Genomic DNA, 14377 nt, shown 5'->3' with positions numbered 1-14377 from the left:
GACAGGTTGCTGGAGTTGAAGAAGTCAGTGGAGGGTAACCGGCTCCGCCCCCGCTCCGGAAGGCCGTGGGTCGCTCGCAGGTCGTCGGCCCTAGGGATGCTCCATGCGGGCTCTATCAACCCCTGTCAGGCTTCCGTAAAAGGTTGACCGCAGTGCGACTGATGGGCGGAGGTAAACTGCTTTGCTTACACGCAGTGGAGAAAAGGACAGGTCGGAAATCCGGCAGGACTTCATCTCGGATTACGACGGGCTCGCCGACGAGTGGTGGGATCCCAGGGGGGCGCTCGCACCACTGAGCTGGATCGCCCGGGCCCGCGCGGAATTCGTTCCCTTCGCCCGGAACGAGCAGGCTGCCCTGCTCGACATCGCCTGTGGCGGTGGGCTGTTCGGCCCGCACGCGGCGGCCAAGGGCTACCGGGTGGTCGGCGTCGACCTGTCGGAGATGTCGCTCCGCGAGGCACTGCGGCACGGGTTCGACGAGGTCGTCCGGGCCGATGTCGCCAAACTCCCCTTCGAGGACGAGTCGTTCGACGTGGTCACCGCGGGGCAGTGCCTGGAACACGTGCCGGACCCCTACGCAGTGGTGGCGGAGGCGTGCCGGGTCCTGCGCCCCGGAGGCACGCTGATCGTCGACACCATCGCCGATACGCGGACGGCCCGGCTGGTCTCCATCACCCTCGCCGAGAACCTCCCCCTCCCCGGCCGGCCGCCCCGCGGCACCCACGACCACCGGCTCTTCGTCAACCGGGAGCGACTGACCCGGGCCGCCCGGGAGAACGGCGTCGAGCTCGAACTGCTCGGCCTGCGCCCGCGGATGCGCGAGATGGCCCGCTTCGCGGCCGGCCGGATCGACGAGGTGACCATGGTGCGCACCAAGTCCACGTCCGTCCTCTACCTGGGCGTGGGATCCAAGAAATGACCCTTCAGCAACAGCCCGTGCAGCACGGTGCCGTGCGGAGCTGGGTGGCCGGCGCACGGCTCAAGACCCTGCCCGTCACCCTCGCCCCGCTCGCGGTGGGCCTCGCCGTCGCCGCCGAGGCCGGGACCGTCGACTGGTGGCACGCCGCCCTGACGGCCGTGCTCGTCCTGGGCTTCGTCCTGGGGACCAACTTCTTCAACGACTACAGCGACGGGATCCGGGGCGTCGACGACCACCGGGCGGGCCCGGCCCGGCTGGTGGGCTCGGGACGGGCCACGCCCCGGCAGGTCTTCCGGCACGGACTGGTGCTGTACGCCGTCGGCGCCCTGGCCGGGCTGGTCCTGGCCGTACTGGTCTCGTGGTGGGTGCTGGCGCTGACCGTGTCCCTCGCCCTCGGCGGCTGGTTCTACACCGGCGGGGCCCGGCCCTACGGCTACCGCGGGCTCGGCGAGGTCAGCATCTTCCTCTACCACGGCGTCGTCTTCGTGTGCGCCCCGGCCGCCGTCCAGCTCGGGCACGTGCCGCTGGTCGCCCTCGGCGCGTCCGTACCCCTCGGTTTCCTCGCGGTGGCGCTGCTGACCACGAACAACCTCCGCGACATCCCGACCGACGCGGCCGCGGGGAAGATCACCCTCGCAGTGCGGATGGGCGCCGGACCGACCCGGCAGTTCTACGCCCTCTGCGTCGCCGCGGCCTTCGTGTCCGCGCTGCTGCTCGCCTCCGCCCGTCCCGGCGCGTTCCTCGTCCTCGGCGCGGTCCCGGTCGCCGTCCTCCCGCTGCGCCGGGTGCTGGGCGGAGCGGCCGGCCGCGACCTGATTCCGGCGCTGGAGCACACCTGTCTGTTGCTGCTCGCGTTCGGGTCCCTGCAGGCGATCGGCCTGGCCCTGTGACCTCCAAGAGGAAAACGATGAGTCCCGACCACGAAGTCCTCGTCATCGGCGCGGGGTTCTCGGGCATCGGAGCCGCGCTCGGCCTGCGCAGGGCGGGCATCGACGATTTCGTCATCCTGGAGGAGCGGGACGACGTGGGCGGCAGCTGGTACGCCAACAAGTACCCGGGCGTCGCCGTGGACATCTCCGCCTTCTCCTACTCCTTCGCCGCCGAACCCTTCGCGTCCTGGTCCCGGGTCTTCCCTCCGGGAGAGGAGCTGAAGGCGTACGCCGACCACTGCATCGACGCGTACGCCCTACGGCCCCACCTGCGCTTCAACTCCCGCGTCAAGCGCGCTTCCTACAGCGAATCGGCGCACGTGTGGACAGTGGTCCTCGGTGACGGCACCTTGCTGACGGCACGCTTCGTCATCTGCGCCACCGGTTGGCTCACCAAGCCCAAGACGCCCGCCATCGCCGGCCTCGACACGTTCAAGGGCGACCTCGTGCACACGGCACAGTGGGACCAGTCCCTGGACCTGGACGGCAAGCGGGTGGGAGTCATCGGCACCGGGGCCTCGGCGGTCCAGATCGTCCCGGAGATCGCCGAGCGGACCGAGCAGCTGCACGTCTACCAGCGGACCCCCACCTGGCTGCTCCCGAAGCCGGACTTCGCGGTGCCGGAGTCCGTCCGCCGGCTCTTCCGCAAGGTTCCCGCGACGCAGCGGACGATCCGGCTGCTCACCGACGTCGTGACCGAGCTCAGCTTCGTGATCGCCATGGTCCACTACCGGCGCTTCCCCTTCCTGGCGAAGGCCGGGGAGGCGGCGTCCAAGCTCTACCTGCGGCGCCAGGTCAAGGGCGACCGCACGCTGATGCGCAAGCTGACGCCCTCCTACCGGGTGGGCTGCAAGCGGCCGTCGTTGAGCAAGGGCTACTGGCGCACCTTCACCCGCGACGACGTCGAGCTCGTCACCGAGCCCATCGAGGAGATCACCCCGTCCGGCATCCGTACCGCCGACGGCGAGGAACGGGACCTCGACGTGTTGATCCTGGCCACCGGATTCCACGTGCTCGACAACCTGCCCCCGTTCCCGATGCGCGGCCAAGGGGGCCGCGACCTCAAGGAGTTCTGGAAGACCGAGCGGTTCCAGACGTACGAGGGCACGTCGATCAAGGGCTACCCGAACCTGTGGTTCATCGTCGGCCCCTATTCCTTCACCGGCGGGTCCTGGTTCGGGATGATCGATTACCAGGTGACCCACGCCCTGCGGGTGATCGGCGAAGCCCGGCGACGCCGGGCCACGGAAGCGGTCATCCGCCCGGAGAAGCACGACGGCTCCTTCCGCAGGAACCTGCGCCGCATGCGCAACACCGTGTTCCTCGACCCGAGTTGCCGGGGCACCCACAGCTACTACCTCGACGAGCACGGCGACGCGCCGGCCGTCCGCCCCGCCTCCACCTACGAAGCGGCCTGGCGGGCCCGCCACTTCGACCTGGACGACTACAGCTACGAACGATGATCCTGCGGCCGCCCGGCCGCAGGAGGAACCCATGCCTGGGAGGCAGTTGTGACGCGTTTGAGCGAGGTGCGCGGGAGGGACCGCGCACTGTGCTTCCTGTACGGGGCGTCCGCCCTGATCGGTCTGATCGTCATGGGATGGATGGCCGTCGCGTTCGTCGTGCAGAACGCCGACGCCGGTGCGCTGGGGGTCGTGGAGAACTTCCTCCGTGACTCGACGACCAATCTCGCGACCCAGTTCGTCTACATGGACCTGGTGCTCACCTGGGCGGCCGTCGGCGCATACATGATCGTGGAGAGCCGGCGGTTCGGCATTCGGCACGTGTGGGCGTACATCGTCGGGGCCCCGGCCATCGCGCTGATCGTGACCTACGGCCTGTTCATGCTCGTCCGCCAGTTGAAGATCGCGGCCCTGCGCGAAGCAGAGGGGACGCCCGCCGGAGGCGAAGGGTCCATCGCGGCCGAAGAGTTCACCGATCGGTCCGCTCTGCGGCCCCTGTCGACGACGGCCTCGCAATGAGTGACGGGATGGCCCGCAAAGTCGCCCTGGTGACCGGAGCGGCCGGCGGCATCGGTTCGGCCGTGGTGCGCCTGCTCGCCGAGCAGGGCACGGTGGTGGCCGCCGTGGACCTGGACAACGGGCAGCTCTGGGAAACGGTCGAGAAGCTGGCCGCCGAAGGCCTGCCCGTACGGGGCCACCCGGCGGACGTGACGTCGAGTGCCGACGTCGAAGCCGTGATCGAGGCGGTGGAGGAGCAACTGGGGCCCATCGACTACCTGGTGAACGCCGCAGGCGTGCTCCGCCTCGGCGAGGTCACGGACCTGAGCGACCAGGAGTGGTACCTCACCTTCGCGGTCAACGCGAACGGGGTCTTCTTCGTGTCCCGCGCGGTGGTCAGCCGCATGGTGTCGCGCCGCAGGGGTTCTATCGTCACCGTCGCGTCGAACGCCGCGGGCACCGCCCGCTCGCACATGGCCGCCTACGCCGCGTCCAAGGCGGCGGCGGTCGCCTTCACCAAGTGCATGGGCCTGGAGGTCGCCCGGTACGGCGTCCGCTGCAACGTGGTCGCCCCCGGTTCGACGGACACCCACATGCTGCACGGCATGCACGCCGACGGCAGCGCGGTCGCCGCCTCCGTGGCGGGGGACCCGGGCGCCTACCGGACCGGCATACCGCTGGGAAAGGTGGCGAGCCCGGAGGACGTCGCCCACGCCATCCGCTTCCTGCTGTCGGACGAGGCCGGGCACATCACCCTGCAGGGCCTGACCGTCGACGGCGGGGCCACCCTCGGGGTGTAGCCCGTGCAGCCGCGCCCTCCGCCGGCCCCGCCCTCCGTCGTACACGCGCTCCGCCACGGGCGCGGCCCACGCCCGCGCCCGGGTCCGCTCCGTCCACCGACCGCATCCCGAAAGGACCGATCACCGCATGGCAGGCCTACCTCCCATCGATCCCTACCCGATGCCCCTGCCCGGCGAGTTCCCTCCCGCGGCGGTCGGCTGGCGGGTGGACCCGCGGCGCGCCGTGCTGCTCGTCCACGACATGCAGGAGTACTTCCTCCGGCCGTTCGAGCGGGGAACCTCCCCCCGCGACCCCCTCGTGAGCAACGCGATCCTGCTGCGCGGGCGCTGCGCCGAACTCGGCATCCCCGTCGCCTACACGGCCCAGCCCGGCGGGATGAACCTCGTGGAGCGGGGCCTGCTCGCGGACTTCTGGGGCCCCGGGATGCGCCCGTCGCCCGAACACCGTCAGGTCGTCGCGGGGCTCGAACCGGCTGCGGACGACTGGGTGTTCACCAAATGGCGCTACAGCGCCTTCTTCAACTCGGACCTGCTGGAACGGATGCGGTCCGATGGCCGCGACCAGCTCGTCATCTGCGGGGTCTACGCGCACGTGGGGGTCCTGATGACGGCGGTGGACGCGTTCACCCGCGACATCCAGCCGTTCCTCGTGGGCGACGCCGTCGCCGACTTCTCCGCCTCCTACCACCGGCTCGCGCTGGAGTACGCGGCCGAGCGGTGCGCGGCCGTCGTCACCACGGCCTCCGTGTGCGAGGCGCTGGCCGCCGTACCGGCAGGGGAACGGCGGTGACCGGGACCGTCCGGGCCGCGGCCGGGCCGGGCGCTGCCATGGCCCCGGACCTCCTCGCCCGGGTACTGGACGGCTCCGCGGGGGCCTTCGCCCTGTTGTACCGCCCGGAGAGCACGGCCCCGGGCACCCTGGAAGTGCTGCTGGGCGACACGGCCGCCTGCGCCACCCTGGCGGACCTCCCGCTCACGGACCCCGCGGCCCCCGCGGCGGATCCCGCGGCCCCGGCCGGCGGGGGCGAGGTGCTCGCCCTGGTGCCGTACCGGCAGATCACCGAGCGCGGGTTCGCCGCCCTCGACGACGGCGAGCCGCTCATCGCGCTGACCGTCACCGAACGGCAGGACTTGCCGCTCGCCGCGGCCCTGCGCCGGCTGCCCGACGATCCCGTCAAGGTCGAATCCGAGGAGTTCGACCTCTCGGACGAGGCGTACGCGGACATCGTGCGCCGGGTGGTCGCCGACGAGATCGGCGCCGGCGAAGGCGCGAACTTCGTGATCAAGCGGACGTTCACGGCCTGGCTGCCGGACTGCTCGGTCGTCGGCGCCCTGTCCTTCTTCCGCCGCCTCCTCGAACGGGAGGCAGGGGCCTACTGGACCTTCCTCGTGCACACCGGCGACCGGATGCTCATCGGCGCCACCCCCGAGCGCCACATCAGCGTCCGGGGCGGCACCGCGGTGATGAACCCCATCAGCGGCACGTACTGCTACCCCCCGGGCGGCCCCACGCTCGACGGCGTCCTGTCCTTCCTGACGGACCGGAAGGAAGCCGACGAGCTGTACATGGTCGTCGACGAGGAGCTGAAGATGATGTCCCGCCTCTGCCGGTCCGGCGGGCGGCTCATCGGCCCCTACCTCAAGGAGATGACCCGGCTCGCGCACACCGAGTACCTCATCGAGGGCAGCACCGACCTGGACGTCCGCGACGTCCTCCGGGAGACCCTGTTCGCCCCGACGGTGACCGGCGCACCGCTGGAGAACGCCGCCCGGGTGATCAGCCGCCACGAAACCACCGGACGCGGCTACTACAGCGGCGTCGCCGCGCTCATCGGGAGGGACCCCTCGGGCGCCCGGAGCCTCGACTCCGCCATCCTGATCCGGACGGCCGACATCGCCGTGGACGGCCGACTGCGCATCGGCGTCGGTGCCACGCTGGTGCGCCACTCCGATCCCGAAGCCGAAGCGCGCGAGACCCGGGCCAAGGCCGCCGGGCTGCTCGCGGCCCTGGCCGGCCCCGCCCCCAGCCGCTTCGCCGCCCATCCCGAGGTCCGCGCAGCGCTCGCCCTGCGCAACGAGACCGTCGCCGGGTTCTGGCTGGACGACCCGGGCGGCAGGAACGGGGCCACCGCCGAACTGGCGGGACGCCGGGTCCTCGTGGTGGACGCAGAGGACACCTTCACGGCGATGCTTGCCCAGCTGATCCGTTCCCTCGGCGCGGAGGTCACCGTACGGCGGTTCGACGAGCCGTACGACACCGCGGCGCACGACCTGGTGGTCCTGGGCCCCGGACCGGGCGACCCCGGCGACCTCGCGCATCCGAAGATCGCTCACCTCAGGGCCGAAGTCTCCCGGCTGCTCGCGCGGGAGCAGCCCTTCCTCGGGGTGTGCCTGAGCCATCAGGTGCTGAGCGGGTTCCTCGGCCTCGCGCTGGTCCGCCGCGAGGCCCCGAACCAGGGGGTGCAGCGCGAGATCGACCTGCTGGGAGGGCGCGAACGGGTCGGCTTCTACAACACGTTCGCCGCCCGGGCCGAGGCCGACGTCCTCGATCATCCCGACCACGGCCGGGTGACGGTGAGCCGGGACCGGGACACCGGAGAGGTGCACGCCCTGGAGGGCCGGAACTTCGCCTCCGTGCAGTTCCACGCGGAGTCCGTCCTGACCCAGGAGGGCCGGCGGATCCTCGGCTCGCTGCTCAGCGGGATGCTGCGGCCATGAACGCCAAGGAGTGCACGATGCACGCACTGGTCGCCGGAGGGGGCATAGGCGGTCTCGCCGCGGCCCTGTCCCTGGCACGGCAGGGGTACCGGGTCACGGTCCTGGAGCGCGCCGGCGCCTTCACCGAGCTCGGCGCGGGCATCCAGCTCGCCCCGAACGCCTTCGACGCCCTGGACCGGTTGGGCGTGGGCCGAAGAGTGCGCGAGCGGGCGGTGTACATCGCCGAACTCCGGTTCATGGACGGGGTCACCGGCGAGAACGTCGCCACCGTTCCCGTCACCGAGCGCTACCGCCGCCGGTTCGCGAACCCGTACGCGGTGGTGCACCGCGTCGACCTCTACCAGCCGCTGCTCGCGGCCTGTGGTGCGGCGGACGGCATCGAGCTGGTGTCCGGCGCCACCGTGCGCTCGTACGCGCAGGACCCCTCGGGAGTCACCGTGTCCACTGCGGAAGGCCGGACCTTCTCGGGAGACCTGCTCGTCGGGGCCGACGGCATCCGGTCGGCGATCCGCGACCAGCTCGTCGGCGACGGCGACCCCCGGATCTGCGGGCACACCATCTACCGCTCGGTGATACCGCTGCGGAAGGTCCCCGAGGACCTGCGGTGGAACGCGGTGACGCTGTGGGCGGCGCCCGGGTGGCACTTCGTCCACTACGTCATCGGGGGCGGCAAGTACCTGAACCTCGCCGCGACCATCGACGACGGCGCCAGCACGGCCGTGTCGGGCCGGCCCGCGCCCCGGGACCACGTACGGGACCGTTTCGGGGAAGTGCGCGGGCCGGCCCGCAGGCTCCTCGAACTGGGCGAGGAGTGGCGCGAGTGGGTGCTGTGCGACCGCGATCCCGTGGACGTGTGGACCGACGGGCGGGTGACCCTGCTGGGCGACGCGGCCCATCCGATGCTCCAGTACGCCGCCCAGGGCGCGTGCCAGAGCTTGGAGGACGCCGTGGTGCTCGGCGAGGTCCTCGGCGGGGCTGCCTTCGGTGACGTACCCGAGCGCCTGGAGAAATACAACGCCGAACGGCGTCGGCGCACCGCACGCATCCAGCTCCTGGCCAGGGAGATGGGGGAACAGCTCTACCACCCCGCCGGGGAGGCCGCGCGCGTGCGCAACGCGATGCTGCGGTCCATGGGCGAGGACGACCTGTACCAGCACATGGCCTGGCTGCACGGTGCCCGGCCCCTCTGGGAGGAGACACCATGAACCGTCTGGATGTGAAGCCGAGGATCCGCGTTGACGTACCCGGCCTGCTGGAGCGGGGGCGCACCCTGTCCGCGCCCGTGCTGCGCAAGGCCGTCGAACGGCTCGCGGCGCCCATGGACACCATCGCCGCCTACCACTTCGGCTGGATCGACGCCGCGGGCAACCCGTCGGACGGAGACGGCGGCAAAGCCCTCCGGTCCGCCCTCGCACTGATCTCCGCCGAAGCCGCCGGCGCCCCGCCGGAAGCGGGAGTGACCGGGGCGGTCGCGGTCGAGCTCGTGCACAACTTCTCGCTGCTGCACGACGACTTCATGGACGGCGACGAGCAGCGCCGCCACCGCGACACGGTCTGGAAGGTGCACGGCCCGGCCCAGGCGATCCTGGTCGGGGACGCGCTGCTGGCGCTGGCCAGTGAGGTGCTGCTGGACCTCGGCACCGTCGAGGCGAGCCGCGCAACCCGCCGGCTGAACACCGCGACCCGCAAGCTGATCGACGGGCAGGCCCAGGACATGTCCTTCGAGCAGCGCGACCGGGCGACGGTCGCCGAATGCCTGGAGATGGAGGGCAACAAGACGGGCGCGCTGCTCGCGTGTGCCATCTCCATAGGCGCCGTGCTCAACGGCGCCGACGACGCGACCGCCGACGCCCTGGAGCGCTACGGGTACCACCTCGGCCTCGCCTTCCAGGCCGTCGACGACCTGCTCGGCATCTGGGGCACCCCGGAGCAGACCGGCAAGCAGGCGTGGAGCGACCTCAAGCAGCGCAAGAAGTCGCTGCCGGTGTGCGCGGCGCTCGAGGCCGGCGGGCCGGCCGCGGAGCGCCTCGCCGCACTGCTCGCCGCCGACGCGGGGGCCGCCGGGACCGTACGGGCGGAGGTCTTCGACGAAGCGGAGTTCGCGCTCCGGGCCGCCCTGATCGAGGAGGCCGGGGGCCGCGCGTGGACCTCTGCCGAGGCGAGGCGGCAGTACGACACGGCCCTTGCCGCCCTCGACGCGGTCCATCTGCCCGAAGAGGTCCGCGAACAGCTCACCGCCCTCGCCGACTTCGTCGTAGTGCGGCGGCACTGACGGGGCCGGCGCCGTCACATCGCGGCGCCCAGGGCCAGGAACCCGCAGATCAGCACGAAGAGGATGCCGAGCAACGGCCAGACGAAGCGCAGGTACTTGTCGTAGCCGACCTTGGCCAGCGCGACACCGCCGATGGTGACGGCGGTGGTGGGAACCCAGAGGTTCATCCAGCCGCTCGCCGACTGCCAGGCCGTCACCATCAGCGCGCGGGAGACGCCCGCGAAGTCGGCGAGCGGGGCCAGGATCGGCATGGTGAGCGTGGCGTGCCCGGAGGTGGAGGGGATCAGGAAGGCGAGCGGGAGGTTCACGAGGAAGACGATGATCGCGAAGATCCCGGACGAAGTCCCCTTCACCACGCCCTCGATGGAGTGCAGCACGGTGTCGGTGATCTTCGAGTTGTTCATGATGACCGTGACCCCGCGCGCCAGCATGATGACCAGGGCGGGCGAGATGAAGTCGGCGGCGCCCTGGATGATCGTGGAGCTGAGCTTGGCCTCGCCCATCCGGGCGACCAGACCGATCAGCACGGCCGCACAGATGAACAGGGCCGCCAACTGTGCGAAGGACCAGCCCAGTTCCCAGCCGTACGGGGTCGCGTCCGCCTTGCCGGTGAGCGCGCTCGACCAGGGCACCACCGAGAAGATCATGAAGGCGAAGACGAGGACCAGCAGGACCAGCACGGTCTTGTGCAGCCGGGTCAGCTCCGGTTCTGTGCCCTCGGGGTATTCGGCGCCGGTGGCCTTCTGCTCCCGGTCCCCGGGCAGGAAACCGCAGATCGACTTGGAGGGGTCCTTCTGGACCCGCCGCGCGTACCGGATCACGTAGAGCACGGTCACGGTGGTCAGCACGATCCACATCAGGAAGCGCAGCCCGATCCCGTCGCCGAGCGAGATGTCGGCCGCCGAGGAGGCCACACCGGTCGCGAACGGGTTCACCGTCGAGCAGAGCACGCCGACGCCCGCGCCGAGGATGCTGGCGCCGACCGCGACCAGCCGGTCGTAGCCGAGGGCCAGCATCATCGGCACCAGCAGCCCGTAGAACCCGAGGGTCTCCTCGGCGAAGCCCTCCACGGTGCCCAGGATGGAGAAGACCACCATCACGGCGGCGATCAGCAGCGCCCCGCGGTCGCGCAGCCGGTGGGCGAGGCGGGCGATGCCGCGGTCGAGGGCCCCGGTGGCGAACACGACGGTGATGAAGGCGCCGATCGCGAGCACGAAGAGGAACACGCCCGCGCTGCCGTACAGATCACCGCTGAAGGTGGGCCCGACCTCGCCGGTCTTGGGGTCCTGGAGGCCGTAGAGCCCGTTGACGGGGGAGAGGAACAGGTCGTTCAGGCGATCGGTGAAGCTCTGGGTGCCGTCGACCCGGTGGTAGGTGCCGGCGACGGGCGAGCCGCTGTCGTTGCGGTCGTACTCGCCCGCCGGGACGAGGAAGGCCAGCAGCCAGATCCCGACCGTGACGATGGCCAGGATGGTCAGCGCGCTGGGGAAGGAGAACTTCCGCGCGGGCGCCGGACCCTCGGGCGGAGCCGGCGTGGCCGGAGGCGGAGGCGGGGCCGGGGGCGGCGGGGTCGCGGTGGTCACCGGGCGCCTCCGGACGGGTCCTTGGCGGAGGCGCCCGCACGGGCCGCGCCGAAGTCCGCCGCGTACTCCCGGACGAAGGCGGCCATCGCCACCACCGTGTTGCGCACCTCGGACAGCAGCACCCGCTCGTTCGGCGCGTGCAGATTGCACATGCTGTCCTGCGCGCCGAACAGCAGCACCTCAGCGCCCGGAGCCGCCCTCGCGAGGCCGTTCACCAGCGGGATGGAGCCGCCCGTGGCCACGTACGAGGCCTCCGTGCCCCAGGCCTCCTTCAGCGCGGTCAGCGCCGCCCGGTACGCCGGCCCGCCCGTCCGCGCCTCGAAGCCGGGACCGGTGTCGCCCGGGGTGACGGTGAGCGGGATGCCGAAGGGGCGCTGCGCGCGCAGGTGCTTCACGAGCGCGGTCCGGGCCTCCTTCGCGTTCTGGAGCGGATGGAAGCGCAGGTTCAGCTTGGCCCGCGCGTACGGGACCACGGCGGAGGCGGCGCCCGCCACGTCCGGGGCGTCCAGCCCGATGACGGTGACGGCGGGCCCGCTCCAGAGCCGCTCGCCGAGCGAGCCGGTGCCGATCAGCGGCAGCCCGTCCCGGACGGAGGCCAGCTCGCGGAACTCCTTCTCGGTGTAGGTCGTTCCCTCCCAGGGATCGCGGCGCAGCCCGGGCACCGCCACGTCTCCGTGCTCGTCGTGCAGGGTGGCCAGCGCCCGGAGCAGCACCAGCAGGGCGTCGGGAGCGGCTCCGCCGAACTCCCCGCTGTGCCGCGCCTCCGCGAGGGTGCGGACCTCCACCATGACCTCACAGGCCCCGCGCAGACCGGTGGTCAGGGTCGGGGTGCCGGGCCGCAGGTTGCCGAGGTCGGCGATGACCATCGCGTCGCAGGCGAACCGCTCCGGATCGGTGGGCGGGTAGTCGTCGAAGGGGCTGCCGTACTCCTCCTGCCCCTCGATCACCAGCTTGATCCCGACGGGCGGCCGTCCGCCGTAGACGCGGAGCATGCCCAGGTGCGCGATCACGTTCGACTTGTCGTCGGCGATGCCGCGGGCCCGCAGGGCGCCGGGGACCTCGGGGACGGGGGTCGGCTCGAAGGGCGGGGAGCGCCACAGGGTCGGGTTGCCGGCGGGCTGGACGTCGTAGTGCCCGTACAGCAGGACGGTCGGGGAGTCCGGGTGCGGGGGCGGAATCTCGCCGTAGACGACCGGGGCGGTGTCGGGGAGGTCGATCCGCTCGATGAGGGGGACGCCCGCCTCGCACAGCAGGGAGACGATCAGGTCGTGCGCCTCCAGGACCGGCTCCGCCGGGTATCCGGGGAAGGCGACCGAGGGGATCGACGCGAGCCGTTCCAGGTCGGCCCGGAGGCCGTCCATCAGGGCGTCGACCTGTGCTTCGAGGGTCTGCGAGCCGTCCGCGTCCACCTGCCACCGTCCCTGTGCTCCCCGGGGCGACCCCGCTGAGCTGCGGGATCGGGTTCTCCGATCATCGGCGGGGGGAGGGGGTCGCGCCGTGACGGAGTGGGCCGGACGGGTGAACGTCGGCCGCGGGTGCAGTGGTGCGCGAGGGCGTGCCGGGGTGGTGCGCGCGGGCACGCCTGCCGGTGCGGGGGCGGTGCGGCGCCGGTGCGGGCCCGGGGTGGGCCGGGAGCCGGCCGGACCCGCCGTGGCCCGAAGTGGGCTGCCGAGGGCCGATCTTGACCTGTCTGCCGCGTATCGAAGCACCGCCGTGATCGTTTCTTCAGGCGTAGTCCTCATCCCTGCTGCGGAATCGGGAGAACGCGCGGTGACCGCTTGGCAGTACTTCGCCGGGGCCGGCCTGGTGGCGGCGCTCTGCCCGCTGCACGGTCACGTGGCGGTCGCCGGAGACGGCCACGGGCGCGGCGCCCGGGTCGACCTGTGTGTTCCCGCCGGGTCGCAGCCGAGGCCGCCCGTGCCGCCCGCGGCATCTGCGTCGGCTCCGGCTCCGGCCGTCCGGCCGTCCGCCCGTGTGCTGCTGCCCGGCCCGGCCGCGCCGACGGTGCGCCACCCGGGGCTGGGGCCGCTCGCTCCCGCGCCGGCCGGCGCGGCGGCGGAGCCCGGCCCGGGGCCGACGGCGCAGGCAAGGCCTGCGGCGGCGCAGCCGCGGGCGGCCGCGGCGGAGGAGGCCGGGGTCGCGGAGGCCGCTCCGGGCGGAGCGGTGGCTCCGCACCGGGTCGCAGCGGGGGTCGGGGCGGCGGGGCGCTTCCACGTGCGCCCGTACCACTCCGCGGCCCTGGCGCGGCGCGGCCCGGACGGCATGTCCACCCTGATGCTCATGGTCGTCGTCACGACCCCGGCGGTGCTCGCGGCCGTCGCGCTGCGGCCCCGTTCCCGGAGCCGCGGCTAGCCACGCCCCCACGTTCAGTCCGCTCATTTCGACCTACGGAGAACCCTCGTGTCCGAATGGCTGGTCCTGGCCATCGCCATGGCGCTCGTCTGCGCCCTCGTCCTCGCCTTCACCGCGATCCGGCACCGCCGGGTCGCCGACGACGAGGACACCAGCGAAACCCCCGACGTCCTCGAGTACATGGTGATGATGGTCGGCGTGGTCTACGCGATCGTGCTCGGACTGGCCATCGCGGGCGTCTGGGAGGCGCGCGGCGCCGCCGAGGACAGCGTGCGCCGCGAGGCCCAGTCCCTGTACGAGGTCACCCAGCGGGCCGACGTCTACCCGGCCGCGGTGCGCGACCGGATCCGCGGCGAGGTCAACGCGTACGTGTCCCACACCGTCAGCGTGGACTGGCCGCGGCTGACCTCCGGGGCCCCGGTGTCCACGGAGGGCGGCGAACTGCTCGGCAAACTGCGCAGCGACGTCACCCACCAGAGCCCGGGCAACGAGCTGCAGGCCCAGGCCTACCAGCCGCTGCTGGACCACATCGCGGCCGCCGACGACGCCCGCCACGAGCGGACGCAGAGCGACGAGTCCACCCTGCCGGGGGTGGTCTGGCTGGGGCTGGTCGCGGGCGGGCTGGTCACCGTCGGGCTGATCTTCACCCTGCAGATCCGGCGTTCGGGGCGGGAGCTGCTGCTCGCGGGCATGTTCAGCGCGCTGATCGTGTTCCTGCTGTTCATGGTGTGGAGCTTCGACGCGCCCTTCGGGCGGGACGGGATCGACTCGGCGGCGCCGTTCCAGGACCTGTTCCCGTCGCTGACCCTGGCCGCGGGGAGCTGATCAGCGGGAGCCGATCAG

13 protein-coding genes are annotated in these 14377 nt (G+C 72.1%); 11 read left to right on the top strand and 2 right to left on the bottom strand.

Features of this window, described 5'->3' with window-relative positions; translation table 11 throughout:
- Positions 1–181 precede the first annotated feature (181 nt).
- From ubiG to ACFVX6_RS01625, 9 genes are all read left to right on the top strand, one after another.
- The gene (gene ubiG / locus ACFVX6_RS01665) at positions 182–919 is read left to right on the top strand and encodes a bifunctional 2-polyprenyl-6-hydroxyphenol methylase/3-demethylubiquinol 3-O-methyltransferase UbiG (protein WP_389686844.1); all 738 of its coding nucleotides are present in this window, start codon (positions 182–184) and stop codon (positions 917–919) included.
- Positions 916–1809: a 1,4-dihydroxy-2-naphthoate polyprenyltransferase gene (locus tag ACFVX6_RS01660; RefSeq protein ID WP_389686842.1), complete on the top strand. Its 894-nt coding sequence runs from the start codon at positions 916–918 to the stop codon at positions 1807–1809. The genes ubiG and ACFVX6_RS01660 overlap by 4 nt, the downstream gene beginning before the upstream one ends.
- A 17-nt stretch (positions 1810–1826) precedes the next feature.
- On the top strand, positions 1827–3311 hold the full coding sequence (locus ACFVX6_RS01655) for a flavin-containing monooxygenase (protein ID WP_389686840.1): 1485 nt from the start codon (positions 1827–1829) through the stop codon (positions 3309–3311).
- A 48-nt stretch (positions 3312–3359) separates the two neighbouring features.
- Positions 3360–3830: a DUF2834 domain-containing protein gene (locus tag ACFVX6_RS01650; RefSeq protein ID WP_389686838.1), complete on the top strand. Its 471-nt coding sequence runs from the start codon at positions 3360–3362 to the stop codon at positions 3828–3830.
- 8 nt (positions 3831–3838) lie between these two features.
- Positions 3839–4609 (top strand): 2,3-dihydro-2,3-dihydroxybenzoate dehydrogenase, encoded by a 771-nt coding sequence (locus ACFVX6_RS01645; RefSeq protein WP_389686836.1) that lies wholly within the window; start codon positions 3839–3841, stop codon positions 4607–4609.
- 127 nt (positions 4610–4736) lie between these two features.
- A complete protein-coding gene (locus ACFVX6_RS01640; protein WP_389686834.1) occupies positions 4737–5399 on the top strand; it encodes an isochorismatase family protein in 663 nt (220 codons plus the stop codon).
- A gap of 38 nt (positions 5400–5437) precedes the next feature.
- Positions 5438–7327: an anthranilate synthase family protein gene (locus tag ACFVX6_RS01635; RefSeq protein WP_389686919.1), complete on the top strand. Its 1890-nt coding sequence runs from the start codon at positions 5438–5440 to the stop codon at positions 7325–7327.
- Entirely contained in the window at positions 7324–8532 is a 1209-nt protein-coding gene (locus ACFVX6_RS01630; protein WP_389686832.1) for a 3-hydroxybenzoate 6-monooxygenase, read from the top strand. The genes ACFVX6_RS01635 and ACFVX6_RS01630 overlap by 4 nt, the downstream gene beginning before the upstream one ends.
- Positions 8529–9599 carry a polyprenyl synthetase family protein gene (locus ACFVX6_RS01625; RefSeq protein WP_389686830.1) on the top strand — a complete coding sequence of 357 codons (1071 nt, stop codon included), beginning with the start codon at positions 8529–8531 and terminating at the stop codon, positions 9597–9599. Before ACFVX6_RS01630 ends, ACFVX6_RS01625 begins: the two co-directional genes overlap by 4 nt.
- A 14-nt stretch (positions 9600–9613) precedes the next feature.
- On the opposite strand, the gene ACFVX6_RS01620 is transcribed toward ACFVX6_RS01625, so the two are convergent.
- Together ACFVX6_RS01620 and ACFVX6_RS01615 are read right to left on the bottom strand one after the other, a co-directional pair.
- The gene (locus tag ACFVX6_RS01620; RefSeq protein ID WP_389686828.1) at positions 9614–11182 is read right to left on the bottom strand and encodes a YfcC family protein; all 1569 of its coding nucleotides are present in this window, start codon (positions 11180–11182) and stop codon (positions 9614–9616) included.
- A complete protein-coding gene (locus ACFVX6_RS01615) occupies positions 11179–12543 on the bottom strand; it encodes a M20/M25/M40 family metallo-hydrolase (protein ID WP_389686917.1) in 1365 nt (454 codons plus the stop codon). The genes ACFVX6_RS01620 and ACFVX6_RS01615 overlap by 4 nt, the downstream gene beginning before the upstream one ends.
- Positions 12544–12952: 409 nt before the next feature.
- Between ACFVX6_RS01615 and ACFVX6_RS01610 the strand changes: the two genes are divergently transcribed.
- A complete protein-coding gene (locus ACFVX6_RS01610; RefSeq protein WP_389686827.1) occupies positions 12953–13534 on the top strand; it encodes a hypothetical protein in 582 nt (193 codons plus the stop codon).
- Positions 13535–13582: 48 nt separating this feature from the next.
- A complete protein-coding gene (locus ACFVX6_RS01605) occupies positions 13583–14359 on the top strand; it encodes a hypothetical protein (protein WP_389686825.1) in 777 nt (258 codons plus the stop codon).
- Positions 14360–14377: the final 18 nt, after the last annotated feature.

The organism is Streptomyces sp. NPDC058289 (genome assembly GCF_042880975.1).
Classification (GTDB): Bacteria; Actinomycetota; Actinomycetes; order Streptomycetales; family Streptomycetaceae; genus Streptomyces; species Streptomyces stoeckheimensis.
The sequence above is the reverse complement of the archived record's forward strand: the minus strand, read 5'-3'. Positions and strand labels throughout refer to the sequence as shown.

Bases quoted from the DNA above. Each gene is read 5' to 3' on its own strand.
- ACFVX6_RS01655 (WP_389686840.1), top strand. From the start codon at position 1,827: ATGAGTCCCGACCACGAAGTCCTCGTCATCGGCGCGGGGTTCTCGGGC.
- ACFVX6_RS01660 (WP_389686842.1), top strand. From the start codon at position 916: ATGACCCTTCAGCAACAGCCCGTGCAGCACGGTGCCGTGCGGAGCTGG.
- ACFVX6_RS01630 (WP_389686832.1), top strand. From the start codon at position 7,324: ATGAACGCCAAGGAGTGCACGATGCACGCACTGGTCGCCGGAGGGGGC.
- ACFVX6_RS01625 (WP_389686830.1), top strand. From the start codon at position 8,529: ATGAACCGTCTGGATGTGAAGCCGAGGATCCGCGTTGACGTACCCGGC.
- ACFVX6_RS01635 (WP_389686919.1), top strand. From the start codon at position 5,438: ATGGCCCCGGACCTCCTCGCCCGGGTACTGGACGGCTCCGCGGGGGCC.
- ACFVX6_RS01645 (WP_389686836.1), top strand. From the start codon at position 3,839: ATGGCCCGCAAAGTCGCCCTGGTGACCGGAGCGGCCGGCGGCATCGGT.
- ACFVX6_RS01640 (WP_389686834.1), top strand. From the start codon at position 4,737: ATGGCAGGCCTACCTCCCATCGATCCCTACCCGATGCCCCTGCCCGGC.
- ACFVX6_RS01615 (WP_389686917.1), bottom strand. From the start codon at position 12,543: ATGGACGGCCTCCGGGCCGACCTGGAACGGCTCGCGTCGATCCCCTCG.